Origin of the sequence: Bacillus sp. JFL15, assembly GCF_001184225.1 — a bacterium.
Taxonomy (GTDB): Bacteria; Bacillota; Bacilli; order Bacillales; family Bacillaceae; genus Bacillus; species Bacillus siamensis.
Map to the genome: position 1 here is coordinate 2,930,497 of NZ_KQ236689.1, position 23,865 is coordinate 2,954,361.

27 protein-coding genes and 1 pseudogene are annotated in these 23,865 nt (G+C 44.6%); 20 read left to right on the forward strand and 8 right to left on the reverse strand.

What is annotated here, in order from left to right:
• Nucleotides 1-35 precede the first annotated feature (35 nt).
• Entirely contained in the window at nucleotides 36-1,856 is a 1,821-nt protein-coding gene (locus AD710_RS14745) for a PAS domain-containing protein (protein WP_049628384.1), read from the forward strand.
• Here AD710_RS14745 and AD710_RS14750 read toward each other — a convergent pair.
• Nucleotides 1,837-3,050, reverse strand: a pseudogene (locus AD710_RS14750) (aminotransferase A). The gene AD710_RS14745 and the pseudogene AD710_RS14750 overlap by 20 nt on opposite strands.
• Nucleotides 3,051-3,251: 201 nt before the next feature.
• Nucleotides 3,252-3,413, reverse strand: coding sequence for a hypothetical protein (locus tag AD710_RS19905; protein WP_099744299.1), 162 nt, complete (start codon nucleotides 3,411-3,413; stop codon nucleotides 3,252-3,254).
• Nucleotides 3,414-3,601: 188 nt separating this feature from the next.
• Here AD710_RS19905 and cheV point away from each other — a divergent pair, with 188 nt between their 5' ends.
• A complete protein-coding gene (gene cheV / locus AD710_RS14755) occupies nucleotides 3,602-4,513 on the forward strand; it encodes a chemotaxis protein CheV (protein WP_049628385.1) in 912 nt (303 codons plus the stop codon).
• Between the two features lie 42 nt (nucleotides 4,514-4,555).
• On the opposite strand, the gene AD710_RS14760 is transcribed toward cheV, so the two are convergent.
• From AD710_RS14760 to AD710_RS14775, 4 genes are all read right to left on the reverse strand, one after another.
• The gene (locus AD710_RS14760) at nucleotides 4,556-5,020 is read right to left on the reverse strand and encodes a YkyB family protein (protein ID WP_013352067.1); all 465 of its coding nucleotides are present in this window, start codon (nucleotides 5,018-5,020) and stop codon (nucleotides 4,556-4,558) included.
• A 122-nt stretch (nucleotides 5,021-5,142) separates the two neighbouring features.
• Nucleotides 5,143-6,435 (reverse strand): MFS transporter, encoded by a 1,293-nt coding sequence (locus tag AD710_RS14765; protein WP_049628386.1) that lies wholly within the window; start codon nucleotides 6,433-6,435, stop codon nucleotides 5,143-5,145.
• Between the two features lie 75 nt (nucleotides 6,436-6,510).
• Nucleotides 6,511-7,005 carry a L,D-transpeptidase family protein gene (locus AD710_RS14770; RefSeq protein WP_095240832.1) on the reverse strand — a complete coding sequence of 165 codons (495 nt, stop codon included), beginning with the start codon at nucleotides 7,003-7,005 and terminating at the stop codon, nucleotides 6,511-6,513.
• Nucleotides 7,006-7,079: 74 nt separating this feature from the next.
• Nucleotides 7,080-7,943 (reverse strand): metallophosphoesterase, encoded by an 864-nt coding sequence (locus AD710_RS14775; protein WP_049628387.1) that lies wholly within the window; start codon nucleotides 7,941-7,943, stop codon nucleotides 7,080-7,082.
• Between the two features lie 143 nt (nucleotides 7,944-8,086).
• Here AD710_RS14775 and fadH point away from each other — a divergent pair, with 143 nt between their 5' ends.
• The 14 genes from fadH to AD710_RS14850 all read left to right on the forward strand — a co-directional run bounded on the left by fadH (nucleotide 8,087) and on the right by AD710_RS14850 (nucleotide 18,388).
• Complete coding sequence (gene fadH, locus AD710_RS14780; RefSeq protein WP_049628388.1) at nucleotides 8,087-8,851, forward strand: 2,4-dienoyl-CoA reductase; 765 nt, start codon at nucleotides 8,087-8,089, stop codon at nucleotides 8,849-8,851.
• A gap of 118 nt (nucleotides 8,852-8,969) precedes the next feature.
• Complete coding sequence (locus AD710_RS14785; RefSeq protein WP_049628389.1) at nucleotides 8,970-9,527, forward strand: hypothetical protein; 558 nt, start codon at nucleotides 8,970-8,972, stop codon at nucleotides 9,525-9,527.
• 132 nt (nucleotides 9,528-9,659) lie between these two features.
• Nucleotides 9,660-10,880, forward strand: coding sequence for an EAL domain-containing protein (locus AD710_RS14790; protein ID WP_007409615.1), 1,221 nt, complete (start codon nucleotides 9,660-9,662; stop codon nucleotides 10,878-10,880).
• A 444-nt stretch (nucleotides 10,881-11,324) separates the two neighbouring features.
• Nucleotides 11,325-11,564 carry a YkuJ family protein gene (locus AD710_RS14800; protein ID WP_003154613.1) on the forward strand — a complete coding sequence of 80 codons (240 nt, stop codon included), beginning with the start codon at nucleotides 11,325-11,327 and terminating at the stop codon, nucleotides 11,562-11,564.
• A gap of 123 nt (nucleotides 11,565-11,687) precedes the next feature.
• On the forward strand, nucleotides 11,688-12,206 hold the full coding sequence (locus AD710_RS14805) for a ribonuclease H-like YkuK family protein (RefSeq protein WP_016936302.1): 519 nt from the start codon (nucleotides 11,688-11,690) through the stop codon (nucleotides 12,204-12,206).
• 140 nt (nucleotides 12,207-12,346) lie between these two features.
• Complete coding sequence (gene abbA / locus AD710_RS14810; protein ID WP_013352076.1) at nucleotides 12,347-12,538, forward strand: antirepressor AbbA; 192 nt, start codon at nucleotides 12,347-12,349, stop codon at nucleotides 12,536-12,538.
• A 143-nt stretch (nucleotides 12,539-12,681) separates the two neighbouring features.
• Nucleotides 12,682-13,125: a cyclic-di-AMP-binding protein CbpB gene (gene cbpB / locus AD710_RS14815; RefSeq protein ID WP_003154608.1), complete on the forward strand. Its 444-nt coding sequence runs from the start codon at nucleotides 12,682-12,684 to the stop codon at nucleotides 13,123-13,125.
• Nucleotides 13,126-13,264: 139 nt separating this feature from the next.
• Nucleotides 13,265-14,146 (forward strand): transcriptional regulator CcpC, encoded by an 882-nt coding sequence (ccpC, locus tag AD710_RS14820; protein WP_049628390.1) that lies wholly within the window; start codon nucleotides 13,265-13,267, stop codon nucleotides 14,144-14,146.
• A gap of 110 nt (nucleotides 14,147-14,256) precedes the next feature.
• On the forward strand, nucleotides 14,257-14,730 hold the full coding sequence (locus tag AD710_RS14825) for a flavodoxin (RefSeq protein ID WP_049628391.1): 474 nt from the start codon (nucleotides 14,257-14,259) through the stop codon (nucleotides 14,728-14,730).
• Nucleotides 14,720-15,613, forward strand: coding sequence for a WD40/YVTN/BNR-like repeat-containing protein (locus AD710_RS14830; RefSeq protein ID WP_049628392.1), 894 nt, complete (start codon nucleotides 14,720-14,722; stop codon nucleotides 15,611-15,613). The genes AD710_RS14825 and AD710_RS14830 overlap by 11 nt, the downstream gene beginning before the upstream one ends.
• 26 nt (nucleotides 15,614-15,639) lie before the next feature.
• A complete protein-coding gene (locus AD710_RS14835; protein WP_016936298.1) occupies nucleotides 15,640-16,095 on the forward strand; it encodes a flavodoxin in 456 nt (151 codons plus the stop codon).
• An 81-nt stretch (nucleotides 16,096-16,176) separates the two neighbouring features.
• A complete protein-coding gene (gene dapD / locus AD710_RS14840) occupies nucleotides 16,177-16,887 on the forward strand; it encodes a 2,3,4,5-tetrahydropyridine-2,6-dicarboxylate N-acetyltransferase (protein WP_016936297.1) in 711 nt (236 codons plus the stop codon).
• A 70-nt stretch (nucleotides 16,888-16,957) separates the two neighbouring features.
• On the forward strand, nucleotides 16,958-18,082 hold the full coding sequence (locus tag AD710_RS14845) for an N-acetyldiaminopimelate deacetylase (RefSeq protein ID WP_049628393.1): 1,125 nt from the start codon (nucleotides 16,958-16,960) through the stop codon (nucleotides 18,080-18,082).
• A gap of 60 nt (nucleotides 18,083-18,142) precedes the next feature.
• Nucleotides 18,143-18,388, forward strand: a complete 246-nt coding sequence (locus AD710_RS14850) for a YkuS family protein (protein WP_049628394.1) — start codon at nucleotides 18,143-18,145, stop codon at nucleotides 18,386-18,388.
• 33 nt (nucleotides 18,389-18,421) lie between these two features.
• On the opposite strand, the gene AD710_RS14855 is transcribed toward AD710_RS14850, so the two are convergent.
• A complete protein-coding gene (locus tag AD710_RS14855) occupies nucleotides 18,422-19,228 on the reverse strand; it encodes a mechanosensitive ion channel family protein (RefSeq protein ID WP_049628395.1) in 807 nt (268 codons plus the stop codon).
• Between the two features lie 294 nt (nucleotides 19,229-19,522).
• Here AD710_RS14855 and AD710_RS14860 point away from each other — a divergent pair, with 294 nt between their 5' ends.
• Together AD710_RS14860 and rok are read left to right on the forward strand one after the other, a co-directional pair.
• On the forward strand, nucleotides 19,523-19,981 hold the full coding sequence (locus AD710_RS14860; RefSeq protein ID WP_049628396.1) for a redoxin domain-containing protein: 459 nt from the start codon (nucleotides 19,523-19,525) through the stop codon (nucleotides 19,979-19,981).
• 468 nt (nucleotides 19,982-20,449) lie between these two features.
• The gene (gene rok / locus AD710_RS14865; RefSeq protein WP_047475244.1) at nucleotides 20,450-21,046 is read left to right on the forward strand and encodes a transcriptional regulator Rok; all 597 of its coding nucleotides are present in this window, start codon (nucleotides 20,450-20,452) and stop codon (nucleotides 21,044-21,046) included.
• A gap of 21 nt (nucleotides 21,047-21,067) precedes the next feature.
• Here rok and AD710_RS14870 read toward each other — a convergent pair whose 3' ends face one another.
• On the reverse strand, nucleotides 21,068-22,042 hold the full coding sequence (locus AD710_RS14870) for a coiled-coil domain-containing protein (protein WP_049628397.1): 975 nt from the start codon (nucleotides 22,040-22,042) through the stop codon (nucleotides 21,068-21,070).
• Between the two features lie 144 nt (nucleotides 22,043-22,186).
• Here AD710_RS14870 and mobA point away from each other — a divergent pair, with 144 nt between their 5' ends.
• Nucleotides 22,187-22,789, forward strand: coding sequence for a molybdenum cofactor guanylyltransferase (mobA, locus tag AD710_RS14875; RefSeq protein WP_049628398.1), 603 nt, complete (start codon nucleotides 22,187-22,189; stop codon nucleotides 22,787-22,789).
• A 51-nt stretch (nucleotides 22,790-22,840) separates the two neighbouring features.
• Nucleotides 22,841-23,860: a molybdopterin-synthase adenylyltransferase MoeB gene (locus tag AD710_RS14880; protein WP_049628399.1), complete on the forward strand. Its 1,020-nt coding sequence runs from the start codon at nucleotides 22,841-22,843 to the stop codon at nucleotides 23,858-23,860.
• The last annotated feature ends 5 nt before the right edge of the window (nucleotides 23,861-23,865 follow it).

Here is a 23,865-nt window from a genome sequence, read left to right on the forward strand (position 1 = left end):
CCTGCAGTGTGAGTAAAATGCAAAGGAGGGATTCTGTGGAACAGGATACTCAGCATGTCAAACAGCTTCAATCGAAAACCGATCTTCATGCCGTTTTGACGTCTAACGGGCGTATTATGTATATTTCTGCAAACTGCAAATCGTATTTCAGTTATTCCCAGGAAGAAATGATCGGATCGTTTCTCAAAACGTTCCTGCATGAGGAAGATCAATTTTTGGTTGAAAGTTACTTCTACAATGAGCATCATTTAATGCCTTGCACCTTTCGCCTTATTAAAAAAGATCATACCATTGTTTGGCTTGAAGCAGGTGTGGAAATTGTCACACCGCAAATGGAGGGGACAGATCGGGAAATTATCCTTAAAATCAAGGTGCTTGAGGAGAAGACACCGTGCAGGTCTTATATGTATGAACAAAAGAAGCAAAAGGCGGAACAACAGTCAGCAGAAGCGGCTGGAAACGGCGAATTTGAGCGTCTTGTTGAAACGCTGCCGAATCCTCTATACGTCAGTATCAACGGCACAATCGCCTACGCCAATAACGCGATGCTTGCCATGCTGGGAGCCGACAGCAAAGATGAGGTGATCGGCAGACGCTCTTATGAGTTTATCGAAGAAGAGTATCATGACATTGTGAAAAACCGAATTGTGCGGATGCAAAAAGGGATGGAAGTCGGAATGATTGAACAGACGTGGAGAAGGCTTGACGGCACGCCCATTCATTTAGAAGTGAAGGCGGCGCCGACGACATATAAAAATCAGCGGGCGGAATTACTGCTTCTGATTGATATTTCTTCACGGAAAAAATTCCAGACGATTCTTCAAAAAAGCAGAGAGCGTTATCAGCTCCTCATTCAGAATTCAATTGATACGATCGCCGTGATTCACAATGACAAATGGGTATTCATGAATGAGTCGGGCATTTCGCTGTTTGAAGCCGAAACCTATGAAGATTTAATCGGTAAAAACATCTATGATCAGCTTCATCCCTGTGATCATGACGACGTGAAACAGCGGATTCAACATATTATCGACCGAAAGACCGAGTCCGAAATCATTAAACAATCGTGGTTTACTTTTAAAAACCGGCTGATCTACACGGAAATGGTCTGCATTCCGACGACGTTTTTCGGAGAAACGGCCGTGCAGGTCATTCTGCGTGACATTTCTGAGCGGAAGCAGACGGAGGAATTAATGCTGAAGTCGGAAAAGCTGTCTATCGCAGGGCAGCTGGCGGCGGGAATCGCTCACGAAATCCGCAACCCGCTGACGGCGATCAAAGGATTTTTACAGCTCATGAAGCCGACGATGGAAGAAAACGAACATTATTTTGACATTGTGTTTTCTGAACTGAGCAGAATCGAATTAATTTTAAGTGAACTTTTAATGCTTGCCAAACCTCAGCATAACGCAGTGAAAGAGCGTGTAAACTTAAAGAAAATTATAAGTGAGGTAACCGCTCTTTTAGAGACGCAGGCAAATCTTAAAGGGATTTTCATCAAGACGGATTACGAACGGGACAGCATGTTTATTAACGGTGATCAAAATCAGCTGAAGCAGGTGTTTATCAATCTGATAAAAAATGCTGTTGAGTCGATGCCCGATGGAGGAACAGTCCACATTCTCATGACAGAAGATGAGTATTCCGTCAATGTGACGATCAAAGACGAGGGTGACGGGATACCGGAAAACGTGCTGAAACGGATAGGCGAACCGTTTCTGACAACGAAAGAAAAAGGAACCGGCCTGGGGCTGATGGTCACATTCAACCTTATTAAAAACCATCAGGGATCCATCCAAGTAGACAGCAAACCGGATAAAGGCACTGCTTTTCACATTACATTCCCGAAACAATAAAAAACAACGGCGTAACGCCGTTGTTTAAATAGTCTGCATGGATTCTCTCGTTTTTAAAATAAATGCTTCCAGCCGGTCCAAACCTTCTCTCAATGTATCCAGTGAATATGCGAATGACAGCCTCACATACCCTTCACCCAACTTTGAAAACGAGCTGCCGGGCACTAGAGCCACACCTGCATCCTCTAAAAGAGCCATACTAAAATCAAACGATGACATTCCGAATGACTTAATGGAAGGGAAGATATAAAATGCGCCTGACGGTTTTACGACGTCAAGCCCCATTGACACAAGACGGTCATATACATAATCAAGCCGCTTTTTATACTGTTCTCTCATAATAAGCGCATCATCAACGCCGTTTGTCACCGCTTCAAGCGCCGCTTTCTGGGAGATCGAGGACGCGCATGTCACACTGTACTGGTGAACTTTTAAGATGTGCTTGGCAATGTCTTTCGGTGCGAAAATGAAACCGATTCTCCAGCCCGTCATGCTGTGTGATTTTGACAGCCCGTTGATCACGATCGTCTGGTCTCTCAAAAAAGACGCGATTGAGTAATGCGGTCTGTCATAGGTTAATTCGCTGTAAATCTCATCCGACAGTACAAAAACATTTCTGCCTTTCAGCACGGCCGCGATGTTTTTCAGCTCTTCTTCTGACAATGTCACTCCGGTCGGATTTGACGGATAAGGAAGAATGACGCATTTTGTTTTAGGCGTCAGCGATTCTTCAATGAGCCGCGCCGTCAGCTTAAATCCGTGTGTCGTCGTATCCACATGAACGGGAACGGCGCCGGACATGCGGATAATCGGTTCATAGCCGGGATAAATCGGTCCGGGCAGAATGACTTCATCGCCGGGAGATAAAATCGTCCGCAAAGACGCGTCAATCGCTTGGCTCGCCCCGGTTGTGACGATGATTTCCGTTTCGGCTTCATAATTCAGATCCGCTTTTTTCTTCATATAAAGCTGTACGGCCTGTCTCAGCTCAAGACCGCCCGCATTCGGAGTATACGCCGTAGCGTTCTCGTCGATTGCTTTTTTGGCCGCCGCTTTGACATGGTGCGGCGTGAAGAAATCCGGCTGGCCGATCGTAAGCGAAATCACATTATCATGCTGAGCTACAAGATTTGAGAATTTGCGAATTCCTGAAATTTCAATTTCTTTTACATTCGGATTAAGCAAATGTTCCATAATTCATCACCTTATACTATATATTGAGTTTATCCTATTTTACCACTAGCTGAGCATTTGTCATCTATTTAAGTGAACTATCCCGAGTATATGTCCGATATGTGAAAACATACCTTCTTTCAGAAAAAAATAAGACAACCAGCTGAAATGATTGTCTTCATTGTATCATGATCTATCTATTGTGATATGTGGCGAATGTCATTAATACCCGTATTCAAAGCTGATGTTTTCCCGCCATACGATATACGGAGCGGGCTTATCGGAACACTCATTCGCTTCTTTTTTCATTTGCAGGTAAGCCGTTTTGCTGATATCTTCTAACACCGTCATTTGATCTTGGTCGAATATGACTACTGTACCCATTTATTACACCCTTCTTCCTGAAAAATCCTTGACTATTTTACCACTCGATGTCAAAAAGTCAATGGGATATCGGAAAAAAGAATCTTTTTATAAAGAGTTCATGGCCAGTTGGCCTGAATACATTCACTTTTTCCGTTTACAGCCGATATAAACAGTACAATACTGAATGCGGATAGCGAGGGATTGAATTGTCTTTACAACAATACGATATTTTATTGGATTCAGGCACAAATGAACTAGAAATCGTCAAATTTGAAGTAGGCGTCAATACATTTGGCATAAATGTGATGAAAGTCCGGGAAATCATTCAGCCGGTTGATGTCACATCTGTGCCCCAGTCTCACAAAGACGTAGAAGGGATGATTAAGCTGAGAGGCGAAATTCTTCCCGTCATCAGCCTGTATACCTTTTTCGGTGTTGATGCCGAAGGGGCAAAAGACGATAAATATATCGTGACGGAATTCAATAAGCGGAAAATCGTCTTTCACGTCGGTTCCGTATCACAGATCCACAGGGTGTCCTGGGAGGCGATTGAAAAGCCGACTTCACTGAATCAGGGTATGGAGCGGCACTTAACGGGTATCATTAAACTGGAAGACACGATGATCTTTTTACCTGATTATGAAAAGATCATTTACGACATTGAATCGGCATCCGGAGTTGAGACTTACCATGTCCATCAGGAAGGATTTGATGAAAGGCGGGCGGGTAAAAAACTAATTATCGTAGAAGATTCGCCGCTTCTTATGCGCCTTTTGACGGATGAACTGACTGAAGCGGGGTACAGTGAAATCGTTACGTTTGAAAATGGAAAAGAAGCGTATGATTATGTCGTGGAATTGACGGATAAAGGAGCAAATCTGTCAGACCATATTGACATGATCATCAGTGACATTGAGATGCCGAAAATGGACGGGCACCGTTTGACGAAGCTCCTTAAGGATAACCCGCAAAGCTCTGACGTGCCGATTATGATCTTTTCGTCCCTGATTACGGATGACCTGCGCCACCGGGGCGAAGTCGTCGGAGCGGATGAACAGATCAGCAAGCCTGAAATCAGCGAGTTAATTAAAAAAGTGGATACGTACGTGATTGAATAGAAAAAAGCCGATGCGTCATGCATCGGCTTTTTTGCGGCGGAATTAAAAATAACTCTCACCAAGTTTTTTAAACACGGGTTTATGATAAGCGGGCTGCTGCCTGTTGGCGGCCAGCGGTTTTTCCTTTAAGCCCACATATTTTTGCAATAAGTTTTTCGCTTTTGTCAAAGACATTTGTGCTTTAGGATTGCGGTACGATTGATTTAACGTACCTAAATGCGGAAGATGCTGGAAGTCTTCTTTTGTTGGAGGCATGTGAAAATAGTAGTCTCCGATAGAGATAAGTACGTCTGACTGCTGTTGGCTAAACCTGGGATTATTTGAAAAGTGAAGCCCTATTTTTTTCCCTTTGCCTTCTTTCACAAGCTTTTGTAATGCCCGTTTTTTCAGCAGATAAAGGTATTTAGGGTTGGGGGCGGTTTTTGCATGGCGGTTCACAGTATAAACAGCTTTTGAAAGATTCTCGATGGTTGGCTGCAGCTCTTTCGAATAAGCGTGGTCGTCCATTATTTCTCTCCTTTGCATTGATCAAGTTCATATATAGATTATACTTTTTTAGCGTTGAAATGCAAATATTGAATATAAAAATACGCCTTTTTCTGATGAAAAGGGCGCATTTTTTTCCTTTATTAGACAGGATTCGCATTTTTTTCAGAATCAGCTTTTAATGATTGCTGCACATCGATTTCCGCCGCCTCGGCGCTGTACTTCGGAAGGGCGATAAAATAGAACAAAAATACCGCCAAAATCACGATTCCCATGCCGTAATAAAGGTAATCAATATTGGCAACGAATTTCGGAAATAACAGGGCGACAAGTCCGAGTGTAATCGATTGGGCAAACATCATAAAGGGATCCTGCCAGCCGCTGACCCGGCCCATTATTTTCGGATGAACGATTTTCGGCATCCAGCCGCCGATGGCGATATTGACAGGGCCGATACACATGCCGAGGACAAAAGCCGCCGCATAATAAATCCACAGCTGATCCGTATAGCCGAGGACAAAAATGAGCAGTCCGGCAGCCAAAATCGGAAGCGACATCAAATGATGCGGTTTGACTTTTTTCGCGATCATCGTTCCGATTACACTTCCGGCAAGCAAACCGACGCCGAGTGCGACGGTGAAGATAGAAGTGTGTGATTCGTAATGATCGGGCGCAAGTCCGTATTTCATCGTAAACATCGGAAGTACGGCAAAGCCGCCGTTGACAAATCCAAAAATAAAAAAGCCAAAAATAAGAGAAGCAAGCAATTTGTTTTTAATAATATATACGATCCCTTCTTTAAAATCAGCGACCGAGTCTTTCAGAAACGAATCTCCCCATTTAAAAGGGCCGTTCGGCTGACGGGCTTCTATCGGAATGCGGCAGGCGCGGATCAGAAAGCCTGACACAATAAAGCTGACAAAATCAAGGATAATGGCTCCGTGCACACCGATCGTTTTATACATAAACGCACCCATACCGACGCCGAATACCATAAAGATGCTGAACAGAATCTGGTTAAGCCCCGCTGCTTTCGCATAATGCTCCTTAGGCAGAATAGCTTGTACAAGGCTGGCTTCCGCCGGGAAAAAGAACTTGGTCACGGCGCTTCTGATGAACAAAATACAGAACACGAGAGGAATATTCCCGCTGTATAATGCCGCAAACAATACGATCGTCAGTCCCGCCCTGATCCAGTCACAATTTTCTGCGACCTTTTTCCTGTCGAGCCGGTCAGCTGCAACACCGACAATCAGAAATACGAAAACTGTCGGCAGCGAATACATCAGCTCTGCCAAAGTCGTGTATGCCGGCTGGTTGGCAAAGCGATCCAGCAAGTAAAAAGCGAAAGCCATATTACCTACAGTCGTTCCCATTTGAGAAGCGAGTGCTGCGAAAAATAAACGGACAAAATTGCGATTTTTAAATATATCCATAAACACGCTCCTTACCCTAAAGGTCCCACTGTAATATATTATCATCAGCTCGTTCCATAAACAAATGAGATCTTTCTATCTGATAATCGTCACCCTTGTTCCATTAGGGACGGTAGCGGCAAGTTCAGTGACGTCCTGATTATACATGCGGATGCATCCTTTTGATACCGCTTTGCCGATGGAGGAAGGATTATTTGTGCCGTGAATGCCGTAATGGAGCTTAGAGAGGCTGAGCCAATAAGCGCCGAACGGACCTCCGGGCTTAGGCTGGCGATTCACGATGTAAAATTCCCCGGTCGGTGTGGTCGTCAATATTTTTCCGACTGCGATCGGATACGTACGGATGAGCCTGCCAAGGCGGTATAACTCAAGTTTCTTCGCTCCGATATACACGACAATGGAATAGGGAATAGTGGATGGGTCGGGAAGATTCGGTATGATAATATGCTGTCCCGCATAAATGACCGATTGGATTGAGGGGTTTGCCTGAAGGAGAGCGGCCGTGCTTATTCTGAAGTCTTGCGCAATGCTTGAGATGGTTTCTCCTTGTTTCACTTGATAGGTCAGCAGTTTCATCACCCTCCTTTTTGTTCTTTTCCATATACATATTAAGGAGGGGCTGTTTGTGCATCGGGATAAAAGTCTTATTTTTGTACGGTTTTCAATGTGAACAGCGTGATTTCCGGTCTTGCTAAAAATCGATACGGCAGTCTTGTCGTACCGAGCCCGCGATTGACATAAATGGTTGTGTCATGCAGTGTATACATGCCGTCGGTATACGTTTTTCCGTAAGGGGGCGTAATGAGAGGCCCGAAAAACGGAAGCTGCACCTGACCGCCGTGAGTATGTCCCGACAGCTGCAGGTTTACGGGATGTCCGCCGATTTTGAGTGCGGCATCCGGCTCGTGAACGAGTAAAATGGAAAACGCATCTTCGGAAAGACGGGATAGAGTGCCTGCATAATCTGGCTTTCCGAGCATTAAATCATCCAAAGCCGCAAGTTCAATCCGGCTTCCATCTGCCAGCTGCACCTGGCGAAAGCCGTTGCGAAGCACTTGAAAATCAGCCGCTTCCATCAGCGCCTTGTACGTGTTCGTGCCGTAGCCTCCGTGGTCATGGTTCCCGTATACACAAAGTTTGCCGAAAGGAGCTTCAAGCCTTTGCAGCACGGCGAGCGCATGCTGATAATCATGATATAAATGCGGCTTATCAATTAAATCTCCTGTAAAGATAAGCAGATCAGGCTTCAGCTGATTGATCTTTTCCGCTGTTTTATTCAAGTCTTTGGCTGTAAACACGTCACTGAGATGCGTATCGCTGAATTGAACGATTTTAAAATTGTCAAAGCCGCGTGGAATCAGGCGGCTGGTGATTGTATGCCGGGTGATTTCAATCATACGCGGTTCAATATACCGGGCATAGCCGTAGCCTCCGCAAGCCGTCGCAAGAGCCGCGCCAAAAATGCCGAATCCTCTTTTTAAAAATGTTCTTCTCGTCATTTTCTCCATATGTAAAACCAACCTTTGTAAGAGTTTTTCTATTATATCATCAGCTTGGCCGGAAAATCCCTTCTCAGCATGTAATGACGGGCAGAGACATCTGTGATAGAATTATGAATGATTATTCATTCAATAAAAGGGGTGGGGTTGTTATGGATAAGAAAGCGGTAATCATTACAGGCGGTTCAAGCGGCATGGGAAAAGCAATGGCGAAAAAACAGGCTGAACTGGGATGGCACGTCATGGTGACGGGGAGAAACCAGGAAGCACTTGAGGAAACTAGAAAAGAAATTGAGACCTTTGAGGGACAGGTCGCCTGTTTTCAAATGGATGTCCGTTCAGAATCCGCCGCTTCAGACATGATGACAGAAGCGGTAAAGGTCTTTGGCCGGCTTGATGCGCTGATTAACAATGCGGCCGGTAATTTTATTTGCCCGGCAGAAAAGCTGACGCCCAACGGATGGAAAGCGGTTATTGAGATTGTTTTAAACGGCACTTTTTTTTGCAGCCAAGCCGCGGCAAGGTATTGGATCGAGCAAAAGCAGAAGGGTGTCATATTGAATATGGCCGCTACATACGCATGGGGAGCGGGAGCAGGGGTCGTTCATTCCGCTGCAGCCAAAGCGGGGGTATTGTCACTGACAAGAACGCTGGCCGTTGAATGGGGGAGCAAATACGGCATCCGCACAAACGCGATAGCCCCAGGCCCGATTGAACGAACAGGCGGTGCGGAGAAGCTGTTTGAATCGGAAAAAGCGGTGTCCCGCACTATGAACAGTGTCCCGCTTGGCCGGCTGGGCACACCGGAAGAAATCGCCGCGTTGGCAGCGTTTTTGCTTTCCGATGAAGCGTCCTACATAAACGGGGATTGTATCACAATGGACGGCGGGCAGTGGCTGAATCCTTATCCGTTTTAATTTTTCGTATGTATATTGACTATTTTGCAAAACAAGCGAACGTCAAAGCCGGCCGTTCGCTTTTTTTATTTTCTATTCAAAATTATGATATAATTTTGGAAGATTAAGGGGCGATTAATTGAAGAAATTATTTAAATGGTTCGTTGTACTATTTTTAAGCAGTTTAGTTATCATCTTTAATATTTGGTACTTTATGATTTGTGCTTTTACTCCAGAGTATTATCAAAATACCCATCTTACATCTGATGAAATAATCAGATTTGAAAAGCTATATCACATCGATTTTCCTGATGAAACGAAATTTATTAAAGCCAGGGAGTATTTGAGCGGGCTCGGAGGCGATACATCGGCTGTATTATATGTGTCTCTCCCGACCAAGCTGGCGGAAACAAATTTATCTGATTATACGTATATGCCAATAAATCATACTGATCATGCCGGTTCAATGTATGGAGTTGACGTTTCCAAGAGTGTTGGCGGGTTCACAACCCTTACATTTGGCACGTTAGATAAAAAAGGAACTTTCTTTCAGTTGAAACATGATGATGATTGGGTGTTTAACAGTACCGATTGGAGTCATTACTTTTGGACAGCTGCCGGTTATAATGCTCTTATATTTATACTTTTATTTGTGATTGTGAAACAAATGAACAACGTCCTTAATGAATCGGTCTAAAGAGTGACCTTAAAAATGTCCCCCTTTTACTTTAAGCTGCTGCCATACTGCCTCCTTTTCCCCTAATCTAAACATTTGTGGTGCTGATATAATTGTGTATAATCAGACAAAGATAGAGAAGCAGGTGATAACATGTTGGACCCACTTGATATACTGACGAATATTGATGATGTCATTCCGTATTACCAAGCGATTTTTAACGCTGAGGAACAAAGAGTCGTAGGCTACGAAGTGCTTGGCCGGATTTTGGCAGATGCGGAGATTGAGAGCCTAGGGCCGTTTTTCTTAGATTCCGGCATTCCGGAAGAATATAAGCTTGAGGTCGATGACAGAGTCATCAGGCAGGCGCTGGAGAGGTTTAAAGAAGCTGATCGTGATCTGTTGATTTTTATCAATCAGGATGCGAATGTATTAATGCTTGACCACGGCGAAAGCTTTCTTGAGCTTTTGAAAGAATACGAAGAGCAGGGCATTGAATTGAACCGTATTGTGCTTGAGATCACCGAGCACAATTTCGAAGGCGACATTGAACAGCTGTACCATATGCTTGCCTACTATCGTACATATGGCATTAAAATCGCGGTGGACAATATAGGTAAGGAGAGCAGCAACCTGGACAGAATCGCGCTCCTTTCACCGGACCTTCTGAAAATAGATTTGCAGGCGCTGAAGGTATCTCAGCCGTCACCATCCTATGAGCATGTGCTGTACAGCATTTCATTGCTGGCGAGAAAAATCGGCGCCGCGCTGCTGTATGAAGATATAGAAGCTGATTTCCAGCTCCAGTACGCATGGAGAAACGGAGGCCGATTTTTTCAAGGCTATTATCTGCAGGCGCCGAGCGGCGATTTTATAGACCGCAGCCTGTTAAAAGCACGCTTGAAAACAGAGTTTCAGCAATTTATCACGAGAGAAAAAAAGAAGCTGGAGACAGTATACGAACACTCTGAGAATTTTTATAAGCGGGTCAATCAGGCAGTTTCTGAGCTGAAGAAAACCCATCAGGCGGATGATGAGTTTATTAAGAAACTGGCGGAAAACCTGACGGACTGCTGCTTCAGAATTTATATGTGTGATGAAGAAGGCTATCAGCTGACGGGAAATGTGTTCAAGCAATCAGGCGAATGGCTTTATCAGCCTGAATACATGGAGAAAAACTGGAGCTGGCGTCCGTACTTTCTAGAAAACATCATGAAGATGCGTAATTCAAGAAAAGGCTTTTTCAGTGACCTGTACAGTGATATTGAAACGGGTGAGATGATCAGAACCTTTTCATACCCGATGGATGACAATATGTATTTATTTATCGATCTGCCTTACTCTTATTTATATGAACAGGACGGATTACTATAAAGCGGCTGCTGTAAGCCGCTTTTTTTATAAATGTGAAAAAGTTTAAAAAAACGATTGACAATGATACTGATAATCATTATCATTTAGTTATAGAGAGAAGTTACTCTCTGTTCCCCAACCCCTCTATCAGATCAAGATCCGAAAAAGCTTGGCGCTACCCCCGCCAAGTTTTTTTATGCCTTCCAGCGCATAAAAAGGCTTCTTCTCACATACATCTGACAATGGCGGCTTAAAAAGCGAAAAATCATTTATAAAAGGTGTATGACATTCCGAAAAAAGCTTCAAACTATTCGAAAACACAGTTTTCCCGTTTATTTTCTTATTGAAAATCCAGCGGGAAAATGCCATCCCGGTCTACTTTATGGTATGATGCTCTGTAGAACTTGTATTATAATAAATACTTGTTGATTTGAAGTTGTTTTTTGAAAGGAGTCTTTTTTTAGAATGTCACAATTAATGGGTATCATCACACGGCTGCAAAGTCTGCAAGAAACAGCCGAAGCGGCTAATGAGCCGATGCAGCGTTACTTCGAAGTAAATGGTGAGAAAATATGCAGTGTTAAATATTTTGAAAAGAATCAAACGTTTGAGCTGACGGTTTTCCAAAAAGGTGAAAAACCTAACACATATCCGTTTGATAACATTGACATGATTTCTATTGAAATTTTTGAGCTCCTTCAGTAATCTGGTTTGATTTTTCAGGCTGACCAAGCTTCCCGTCTTCCGCAAGCGGAGCTTTATTAAATCATGCAAAGGAACCGTGCTCGTTCGTTTGGTTGTAGATTTTGGAAAGAGGAGTGTCCGTACATGGCTGATTCTTTTCTGTTTTATAATCTTTCTGAGGCACAGATGACCTTTCAAGACGTGATGGAGCGGCTGAAACGCTTTGTCAATAAAGACCCCCGATCAGCATACGTGCTGTCTGTGGGGACTGATTCACAAGTTTACCGCGACTTCACGAAGTTTATTACGGCTATACACTTGCACCGTACAGGCAAGGGAGCTTGGGGCTGTTTGAAAAATCACGATCTCGCCAGACCGATACATAGCCTTCGTGAAAAAATTTCGCTGGAAACCGCATTCAGCCAGGAGATGGCTGCGCATATCCTCGACGGACGTTTCATGGAAATTACTGATTTGCTCCTGCCTTTCGCTGATGAAGGAGCGGATCTTACATTTGAAGTGCACTTAGATATCGGCCAAAAAGGGCTGACAAAAGAATTGATACAAGAAATGACCGGCCGTATTACCTCGATGGGCATTGAAGCGAAAATCAAGCCCGATTCCTGCACAGCATTCAGTTATGCCAATCGTTACACAAAATAATATGTCATACAGAATCCGCAAATTGTCGAATTATGCGGTTGACGATTTTTTTCTGTTTACTTATCCTAGCGGTAGAGCTGAAAGCAAATATCACCTTGCTTTCAGAGGTATTCAGTTAAAAATAGGGGGCCTGATTACGTATGAGTCTTATCGGTGAACGATTTACGGAAGAAGAACAAAAACTTCTGCTGAATATCCTGATCAATCATGAATATGCCATTGAGCTTTTGACCAGCGAAATCAACGATATAGAAGCAGGGTCAAAAAGCGTTGATGGAACCACTTATAAAAAACTCGTAACGCTTTATGACCGTTTCCGGAACGAAAATTAATCAGCGGCCTATAAATTGATACTCGATTGCAAAGAGTATCTTTTTTATTGACGGAAACTTTTCGACAAAAAATGATAATGTTTATATTATTGCGATATAGGGAATACATGGTTTGATGAAAAATGTAAAGGGGTCGAAGTGACATGATTAGCTTACAATCAGATCAGCTTCTTGATGCAACAGTCGGACAATTTATGATCGAGGCGGATAAAGTGGCGCACGTACAAGTCGGAAACAACCTTGAGCATGCTCTTTTAGTGCTGACGAAAACCGGCTATACCGCTATTCCAGTCCTTGACGCTTCGTACCGTCTGCACGGTTTGATCGGCACAAATATGATTATGAACAGCATTTTCGGACTTGAGCGGATTGAGTTTGAGAAGCTGGATCAAATTACGGTTGAGGAGGTCATGCTGAAAGACATTCCCCGTCTTCACATCAATGATCCGATTATCAAAGGGTTCAGCATGGTCATTAACAACGGCTTTGTCTGCGTTGAAAATGATGAAGGCGTCTTTGAAGGCATCTTTACGAGAAGAGTCGTATTAAAGCAGCTGAGCAGTCATATCAGGTCATTGAATAAGTAGGCTCGCACGATCAGCCTATTTGTTCTTTGCATGCCAGAAAAAGAAAACGTATACATATTGGTCGCACTTGCTTCGGCAGCCTTTAATTTATTAGAATGGTAGATAAGAAATATGAGAAGGCATTGAAAAGGAGGACGACATGCAGCTTCAAGAGCTTCATATGCTCGTAGTTTTAGCTGAGGAATTAAACATGAGGAAGGCTGCCGAACGGTTATTCGTGTCACAGCCGGCTCTGTCCCAGCGATTGCAGACCATTGAAAAAGCCTGGGGAACAAAGATCTTTCTAAGATCTCAAAAAGGACTCACGGTAACGCCGGCAGGAGAAAAAATCATACAATTTGCAAATGATGTCACGGACCGGCAAGAGAGAATAAGAGAAAATATTGATGAACTTGAAGGGGAAATTCACGGCACATTGAAGCTTGCCGTCGCCTCCATTATCGGGCAGCACTGGCTTCCGAAAGTGTTAAAAACATATGTGGAGCGTTATCCGAATGCAAAGGTTTCCCTCATTACAGGATGGAGCAGCGAAATGCTGAAAAGTCTGTATGAAGATCAGGTACATATCGGCATCATCCGGGGAAACCCGGAATGGAAAGGCCGAAAAGAATATCTAATGACCGATCATTTATATTTGGTCGATACGGAAATTTCCTGCATTGATGATATAGCCCATACCGACCGGCCGTTTATCCAGTTCAAAAGTGACAGTACATATTTTCAGGAAATTCAGCATTGGTGGCATCAAAAATTCAAAACCTCGCCGAAACAGACGATCCTCGTCGATCAGATTGAAACGTGCAAGCAGATGGCGCTGCACGGAATCGGTTATGCCATTTTGCCGTCAGTCACCTTAGATGAGGAAGACAAAGTAAATAAAATGCCCCTGCTTGATGCAAAGGATCATCCGATCGGCCGCGACACATGGCTGCTCGGTTATGAGCCGGCATTTGAATTAAAACAGGTGCAGGCTTTCGTTTCTGTCATCAAAGATATGCTGAAGCAGGAGAGCCCTTTTTAGAAAGACAGCAATAGGCTGTCTTTTTTTATTTTTTATTGACAATGAAAATCATTATCATTTAAAGTAATGTATATGTTATTGAAAATCATTATCAATTACGGGGTGAGCATATGCAGAAAGCATTAATCATATACGCAAGCATGTCGGGGAATACGGAGGATATTGCCGGCATTATAAAAGAAACACTGAGCGAACATCAGATTGCAATTGACTGTCTTGACATGGATGAGGCAGATGCGGATTGTCTCGAAGCATATGATTATGTTTTTGTCGGCACATACACATGGGGAGATGGTGATCTTCCTTACGAAGCGGAAGATTTTTATGAAGATATTCTGCACCGTCAGCTCAACGGACTGAAAACGGCTTGTTTCGGTTCAGGCGATCACGCCTATCCGAAGTTTTGCGAAGCGGTTACGCTGTTTTGCGATGCGTTTGAACAGGCCGGAGCCAATTTATATCCGGAAACGCTGAAAATCGAATTGGCGCCTGAGACGGCTGAGGATCAGGAATGCTGCAAAGAATTTGTCCGCGGTTTTCTTGCATGGGCCGCTCACCAAGGAGACCGGTGCCATGTTTCATAAAGGCGCGACGGCTGTCATGGCATCAGTGTCTTCAGGCTTTTTTGTCGCAGTAAAAGGCGAAGGCATTTTTCATTTTTCTGCAGAAGAAGGCTGGAAAAGGCTGTACCGGATGAAAAGCAAGATTCATGTGCTGACCTACATCGGGCCTTACATATTCGCGGCGGGGGAAAAAGGCGCCGTCCTCAGATCGGCCGATCAGGGAAAGACCTGGACGGCATCCCGATTTCCGACCAGCGCCTCCGTATGGGCCGTTGCCGGGCGGAATGACGGTTTTGTCTGTGCGCACGGCACGCACTGCCTCTACTTATCTGATGATTTCGGCGTCACTTGGCATGTGGCTAAGCCCTTTTCACATTTAAAGGAGCCGCCTGTCATTCGCTCGCTTTGTTTGCACGGTCAGACGATTTATATCGGCACCCGGATTCATATGAATTATGGCGGCATTTGGGAGTATGATCCGACAGAAGGCCGCATCCGGCGTATAAGCCGTGAAAGACAGCGCATGACGGCTTCCATGCTTATGTACAAGAAGGACTGGCTCATTGCCGCAAAGGGTGCGGCAAAGGGAGAACGGGGCGAGGTTGCCGTCCGAAACGTGCGGACGGACGAGGCGTTTGCCATTTCAGCCGCGCCTGCCGTACGGGAAAAATCATTTCTCGACGTTTCTGAGGATGACGGTATTATTTATGTCACTTCGGCACAGGACGAAAACGGATTTTCGCGCATTTACCAAGCTGATTTCGCCGCCGGAGAATTAAAATGGTTTGATACGATCCGCGGTCACGGATGGCGGGTGGCCAATCAGAAAGAAAGCTTTTTTTGCGCGGGCCTTTACGAATGTAAGTTTGTCAGACCGTATGAGGCGGCCCGGCTCGCACATTAGTTTCTATACATAAAGGAGAGACGGAGATGGGGAAAGTATTGCTTGTTTATGCGACAATGTCAGGAAACACCGAGGCAATGGCGGATTTGATTGAAAAAGGGCTGATCGAAGCACAAGCATCGGTTGACAGATATGAAGCGATGGATATCCATGCCGAACTTTTTAATGATTACGAGTATATTTTATTAGGCACATATACGTGGGGAGACGGGGATCTTCCTGATGAAATGCTCGATATCGCTGAAGATATGGAAAACCTGGAGTTTGCAGGGAAAACATTTGCTCTGTTCGGTTCCGGAGATACGTCCTACGCGTTTTTTTGCGGAGCGGTTGACGAATTAGAAAAAGTGATCACGGCCCGGGGAGGACGGGTGGTGCTGCCACCGGTCAAAATTGAAAACAACCCTGAAGGCAGCGAGGAAGAAGAGCTCAGGGAATTCGGAAGACAGTTTGCCGCACTGTGCAGACAGCCGGCAGAATAAAGGCTTGTTCCTTTTTTTCTTGTTTTTGCATCCTTCCTTTGTTACAGTAATGAGGTAGAAAATCAGAGGAGGACAATACATATGAAAATGATGGATGCAAATGAAATTATTTCATTTATTCAAAATAGTACAAAATCAACGCCTGTAAAAGTGTATGTAAAAGGCGATCTTGAGGGAATCAGCTTTGGCGATTCCGCTAAAACATTCCTGAACGGCCAATCCGGCGTTGTTTTTGGCGAATGGGCTGACATTAAAGCGGCAATTGAAGAAAACAAAGACAAAATTGAGGATTACGTCATTGAAAATGACCGCCGCAACTCTGCGATTCCGATGCTTGACTTGAAAGATGTAAAAGCGCGCATCGAGCCTGGCGCTATTATCCGCGACCAAGTCGAAATCGGCGACAATGCCGTTATCATGATGGGGGCGTCCATTAATATCGGTTCAGTCATCGGCGAAGGCACAATGATTGATATGAACGTTGTGCTCGGAGGACGCGCGACTGTCGGAAAAAACTGTCACATCGGAGCGGGTTCTGTATTAGCGGGTGTTATTGAGCCGCCAAGCGCTAAGCCTGTTGTCGTAGAAGATGACGTTGTGATCGGAGCAAATGCGGTTGTGCTTGAAGGCGTAACAATCGGAAAAGGCGCGGTTGTCGCTGCGGGAGCTATCGTAGTAAATGACGTTGAGCCATATACCGTTGTAGCAGGAACACCAGCGAAAAAAATCAAAGATATCGATGAAAAAACAAAAGGCAAAACAGAAATCAAACAGGAATTACGCCAGCTGTAAGGAATGGTTTGATAGAATGGGCGTGGATGATAAAATCCACGCCTTATTCTTATCTTAAGGAGGAATACATATGGAAAAAGAGCGGCTCATAGCGATCCGGAGAGATCTGCACCGCATCCCGGAAATCGGCTTTCAGGAATATAAAACACAGCAGTACCTGCTGAATATATTGAAACAATATCCAGAAGAACGAATTGAAATCGAAACGTGGAGAACCGGTATCTTTGTCAAAGTCAACGGCACGGCTCCGGAAAAAATGCTCGCCTACAGAGCAGATATAGACGCTTTGTCGATTGAAGAACAGACGGGGCTTCCATTTGCATCTGAACATCCCGGTTTTATGCACGCGTGCGGCCACGATATGCACATGACCATTGCGCTCGGCATTATTGATCACTTTGTCCATCACCCGGTCAAGCATGATCTGCTCTTTTTATTCCAGCCGGCTGAAGAAGGACCGGGCGGAGCGGAACCGATGCTTGAAAGCGATGTGCTGAAAAAATGGACGCCGGATTTGATCACGGCTCTCCATATAGCACCTGAACTGCCGGTCGGCACAATCTCCACCAAAAGCGGATTGCTCTTTGCCAATACGAGCGAGCTTGTCATCGACCTTGAGGGGAAAGGCGGACATGCGGCATATCCGCATACAGCAGACGACATGGTCGTCGCCGCAAGCACGCTTGTCACGCAGCTGCAGACGGTCATATCCAGAAATACGGACCCGCTTGACAGCGCGGTAATTACCGTCGGAACGATTACCGGAGGCACGGCGCAAAATATTATCGCAGAGCGTGCTCATCTGGAAGGAACGATCCGGACGCTTTCTGAAGAATCAATGCATATGGTGAAAAAGCGGATTGAAGAACTCGTCAAAGGAATTGAAATCGGCTTCCGCTGTAAAGGAAAGGTCACGTACCCGTCCGTTTATCATCAAGTTTATAATACAAGCGGCCTGACCGAAGAATTTATGCAATTTGTCAGTGATCATCGTCTTGCAGAAGTGAAGACGGCGAAAGAAGCGATGACCGGAGAAGATTTCGGGTATATGCTGAAAAAATATCCCGGCTTCATGTTCTGGCTCGGTGCCGATTCTTCCCACGGGCTTCATCACGCAAAGCTGAATCCGGATGAAGCTGCGATGGAAACCGCAGTAAATGTCATGGTCGGATATTTTTCGGAGTATGCCAATTAAATCCGAAAAGAAGAATAATCTAACAAAAATTGAGCATTCTACGTAACGGAGGTGTTCAATATGACGAAAAAAATTGGAATTGAACAATCTTTATCGGATGTAGAACAGGCGTTAAAACAAAAGGGATATGAAGTAGTGATGATGAAGACTCCTGAGGATGCGAAGGATTGTGACTGCTGTGTCGTAACCGGGCTTGACAGCAATGTCCAAGGCATTGCCGATACGTCAACTCAGGCTCCCGTCATTACGGCTTCCGGAATGACAGCTGACGAAATCTGCAGCGAAGTAGACAAAAAATTTCATTAAAAAGAAAAAACCGAAGCTTACGCTTCGGTTTTTCTATTCGGCAGAAGAGGCGCTTTTCAACCGGTCGAGCGCGATTTTCATTTCTCTCCGCAGCACGCGTTCAACCCGCCATTGCTCCATATTTTCTGTTTTGGCGATGATTCTGATGACCATTTCTGATGTGCTTAAATCCTGAACCCCGATGACGTCCGGTCCTTCCTTAATCTGCGGAAGCTCAAGGGCTGCTTTGTCACAGGCGTTTTGCAGGACTTGAATGGTTTCATCAAGATTTTTTTCAAGCGGCACCTTAATATCGACAAGCGCCTGCATCGTTCCGCGAGAATGGTTGCTCACATTTGTGATCCCCCGGTTGGGAAGATAGTGAAGCGTGCCGTCAAAGCTCCGGATTTGCGTCGTACGCAGACCGACCTGCTCGACAATGCCGCTGTAGCTGGCAACCGTAATATAATCACCAACATCGATCTGTTTTTCCAAAAGGATAAAAAATCCGGTGACAATGTCACTGACAAGTCCCTGAGCGCCAAAGCCGACTGCAAGACCGACCACGCCGGCGCCTGCTATGAGAGCGCTCGGATTGTAGTGAAATAAATCCAATATCATGACGATAAAAACGAAAATCAGTATGTATCCGTACACATTCAGCGCGAGACTCCGCAAAGTATAAGCGCGGCCCGTAGAAAGGTTATTTTGCTGCTCGAATTTCTGGAACAGATGTTTAATCAGCTTTTTGCCTGCCGTTCTGAAAATAAAATACGCTAAAATAATAAGTGCCAGCTTTATGATGAAAATCCCCGCAGAAGTGATGAGCCCGGCCCAATCAAAGTGTTTTAAATCAATCATAGTGATGTCTTCCTTTCAAGTCTATTGCAGAAAAAGCTAAAAGTTTTTTACCCGTTTTACAATAGGATAAACCTTTTAATAGAAATCAGTTTTTTACAGTTATGATTTATTCTATTGAACGGTTTCAATCTCATTATTTTCGTGAAGATACTAACTAAAGAATCTCCGCTCTCATTTTAACATGTCGGTTCAGCCAAATCATTTACTTTGGAGGGAAAACAGCCGGATGTTGCCCGAGCGAAATGAGAGTGCGGACGAAAGATCACAAATCTTTTTCATAAGGAGGGACATCAGATGAAATTACATCAGCAAATGCCTGAATTGACAGGCGCCAAAGCCTGGATTAACGGAGAAGTCACGAAGGAACAGCTGATCGGTGAAAAGCCGGCATTGATTCACTTCTGGTCCGTCAGCTGCGGCATGTGTAAAGAAGCGATGCCTGAGGTGAACGGGCTTCGTAATAAATATAAAGATCAGCTGAAAGTGGCAGCCGTTCATATGCCCCGTTCCGAAGATGATCTTGACCTTGAGAAAATCAAGGAAACAGCGGCTGAACACGATATCTCTCAGCCGATTTACGTGGACAGCGATCATACGCTGACTGAAGCATTTGAGAATCAATATGTGCCGGCTTATTACGTTTTTGATAAAACCGGACAGCTTCGTCATTTTCAAGCGGGAGGAGCCGGGATGACAATGCTTGAAAAACGCGTCAGCCGCGTACTTTCAGAAATGGAGCAGGCTTCTGAATAATTGGGACAATCTCCGTCGGACTATTGTCTCGGTTCTGCAAACCCTTTGCCGTTAGGTAATAGGGTTTTTTTGTGCTTATTGGATAAAAAATTCCAAAATGACATGTGTGATTGTTGAGCTGGAGTGAAAACGAAAATGAAGAAAAACGGGAGAAAACACGCTGTATCGCATGTTTTCTCCATATCTTTAGCTTTTACATATTATAGTCGAAAATTGTAGATATTACGCTAATTTTCATTAAACAAGTAATTTCAAGTTATATTTTGAAGGGTTTGAATAAAATGGAACATCGCCCAGAATCCCCTATATGACGAGGGTTTTTGTATAGAAAGTACCATTTTCAGAAAATAAGCAATTTTTCATAGAGTAAATAAAATAGTAAAATGCTAAAATAATAGTTGATAAAATTACTTTTGTAATCTAATATCTAAATAAAAGCGTTTAAATTTTTGACAGGGGGTTTTACACATGTTTAATGAAAGAGAAGCGCTGCGCTTACGTTTAGAACAATTGAACGAGGCAGAGGTAAAAGTCATTCGTGAATATCAAATAGAACGAGATAAAATATATGCAAAACTGAGAGAATTAGACAATACGGGCAGCCTGTCCGATACAAAAAAAGAGTTTCGTCCGGAGAAAAAAAGTGACTCTCTCCCAGTGCTTGCAGAGCTTGCGGCACAGGAAATGAGAAGCTACCAAAAGCCGCAGACACAGCCTCAATCCTCCCAGCCGCAAATGCAGTCTATTACGTCCCTTCCCGCCGGCATTCCGGATGGTTCTACAAGAAGAAGAAGAGGGACGGCAAGACCGGGTTCAAAAGCGGCAAAACTGCGCGAAGCAGCCATTAAAACTTTGAAGCGCCACAATGCAGCAATCAAAAGTTCGGAGCTGCAAAAGGAAATTGAGAAGGAAAGCGGCCTTGAAATTCCTAATATGACAACGTTTATGCAAAGTTTAATTAAAATGTATCCGGAAGTGAAAAAACCATACCGCGGCCAATATATTCTTGAGGGAGAAATTTCTCAGGAAACAGAAGAAACGGCAAATGATACGGCTGCTGAATAAAACAGTAAAAAACTGCTTGCGTTACTCAAGCAGTTTTTTTGTGCTGTCCCGCGTATCTTTTAACGCCTTTTTTTCAAGCTTGACGACATATTTCTGGAACGGTTTTTCTTCATCAGCCCGTTCTTTCACCGCGTCCAGCTTTTCTTCAAACGACTGATCACGGGACTCTGATTGTGCAAACTGTTTTTGCAGGGAGATGACTTGTTCGGTGACCGCTTTAAGCAAGTCTTCTGCCTGAACAGTCCCGGCCGCAGCAGAAGGAAGTTCCAGCTCTTTTTCTGCCGGTTCCGCCGTCCGGCTGTCAATATCAGCAAAATGACCGGCAATCCAAGCATCACTTTCGTCCAGCTGCCTTTTGTACGAGAGAATGGTTTCTTGAAATAACTTTTCTTTCGTTTTTTCTATTTCTACAAGCCGTTCTTTTGTTTCTAGTATTCGATCTCTCATATGATTAATTTCTATTTTAATATGTTTGAGCTGGTATTCTTTTTCTGTCATTTGTGTTTGCAGCCGGATATTTTCTTCTGCAGCAGCCTGAAAACGCCGTTTCGTATCTTCGTGGGAAGTCTGTTCGGTTTCCATGGCGGTCTCAAGTGAGCGGATGCGGGTATGTAAGTTTTTATTTTCTTCTTCAATTTTTACATTCGTAAGATGGAGACGGTGTTTTTCTTCCATCTCATTTTTCCGCCGAAACGTTTCCTTCTGCAGCAGTTCTTGCAGAATGACGATTTTATCGAGCAGCCCGGCCCTGATTTCATGCAGAGACCGTTCCGTGTTACTTGTCTGTTTGTGTTTTTGAGCCATTGCTTCCAGTTCATCAGTAAGCTTGTGAAGCCGCTCTTTAATATTAGCGTTTTCCTCTTGAAGCTTATTGTTTTTTTGATGAAAGTAGCTTGCTTCAAACTCCGAAATCAGTTTTCTGCATCTCGAAAGTTCAGACTTCAAATAAAGGTTCTCTTGAGAAGTGTCGTGGAAAAACGGACCTGATATTTTCATAAGAACCATCTCCCTCATGATGTTAACACTACAATATGGAATAGGACAGACGGCTATTCCTCTTAATTAAACTGACAAGCACTGTAATATTGTATTTCGGCTGAGGCGTTTGCTATGCTTTTATATAGAATGGGGAGAGATGACATGAAACGGGTGAATGTAATATTAGCAGGGGGAGCTTCCCGAAGGTTCGGGGAACCGAAAGCTTTTGCAAAGTGGAAGGGCGGCATGTTTTATGAGCAGGCGAAAAAAGCCTTCGGCTGCGGAGAGACGGTGATTATCAGCCGCCCTGAACATATAAAAAAGTTCTTAGCAAACAAAGAGAGACATGTTTTCTCCGATGTGCCGCAGTTTCGGGGAATGGGGCCGCTGGCCGGCATATATACGGCAATGAAACAAACGGAAGGCGAAACATACACGGTCATATCCTGTGACACGCCGCTCGTGACAAGAAAGACGATGGCAACGCTTGAAATGAAGCTGACCGGAAATGTGGACGCTGTCATTCCGCTTTGTGAAAACAGAGAGCAGCCTCTCTTGGCTGTTTATCATAAACGGGTGCAAGAGGTGCTTTTTGATCAGCTGGCACAAAACAAGCTGAAAATGGCAGACACGCTGAAACATCTGTCTGTCTGTTATGTGCAGGCTGAAGACATTGGCGCCGGGCCGGAAGAGTTCGTCAATATCAACACCCGGGATGATTACGCCAGACTTTTGGCGCTTATCGAGTCTTCACATCAGGACTGATTGTGAGGAAACATGGTATGATGGAAATAAAAATGCAAGGGGACAACACAGATGGAAGAGCGCTATTCGCGGCAGACAAGATTTAAGCCGATAGGGGAAAAAGGGCAGAAGGCGCTGGCAGACAGCAGTGTCCTGATTGTCGGGGCCGGGGCCCTCGGAACAGCCGCAGCAGAGGGGCTGGCAAGAGCCGGAGCAGGCCGTATGGCGATTATTGACCGGGATTATGTGGAATGGAGCAATTTACAAAGACAGCAGCTGTATACAGAAGAAGACGCGAGACAGCGCCTGCCGAAAGCCGTGGCGGCAAAGACGCGTCTTTTGGCGATAAACAGTGACATACATATAGATGCTTATGCGGCCGAAGGTACGGCGGAAACGCTCGAACCGCTGATCGAACAAGCGGATTGCATCGTGGATGCGACAGATAATTTTGAAACGAGAATGGTCATCAATGATCTGGCTCTGAAAACGAAAACGCCTTGGATTTACGGTGCCTGTGTCAGCAGTCAGGGGATGTGTATGACGATTATCCCGGGGGTTACGCCGTGTTTATCCTGTCTGTTTGAGCAAATACCCGTGGGCGGAGCGACATGTGATACAGCAGGGATTATACCTCCGGCGGTTCATATCGTCTCTGCTTATCAGCAGGCTGAGGCGCTGAAATTGCTGACAGGTAACCATGAAGCGGTAAATCGGCGCTTTTTTACGTTTGATGTGTGGAATAACACCAATATGAGCGTAAATGTGGATCAGACCAAACGGGATCATTGCCCTTCCTGCGGCGCGGAGCCTGTATACCCGTACCTGCAGCCTGAAAACAGGCCAAAAGCAAGCGTGCTGTGCGGAAGAGACACCGTTCAAATCAGATCGGAAGCGTTAAAGAGGCTGGACAAAGAAGAGCTCGTCAAACGTCTGAAGCAGATCGGCAAAGTCGAAGCAAATGAATTTCTGCTGCACATGGCGTACGAGCGCTTTAGGATCGTTATTTTTCAAGACGGACGGGCTCTGATTCACGGTACAAACGACATCAAAGAAGCAAATTCAGTTCTGGCCAGAGTGATCGGACTGTAGTAAGG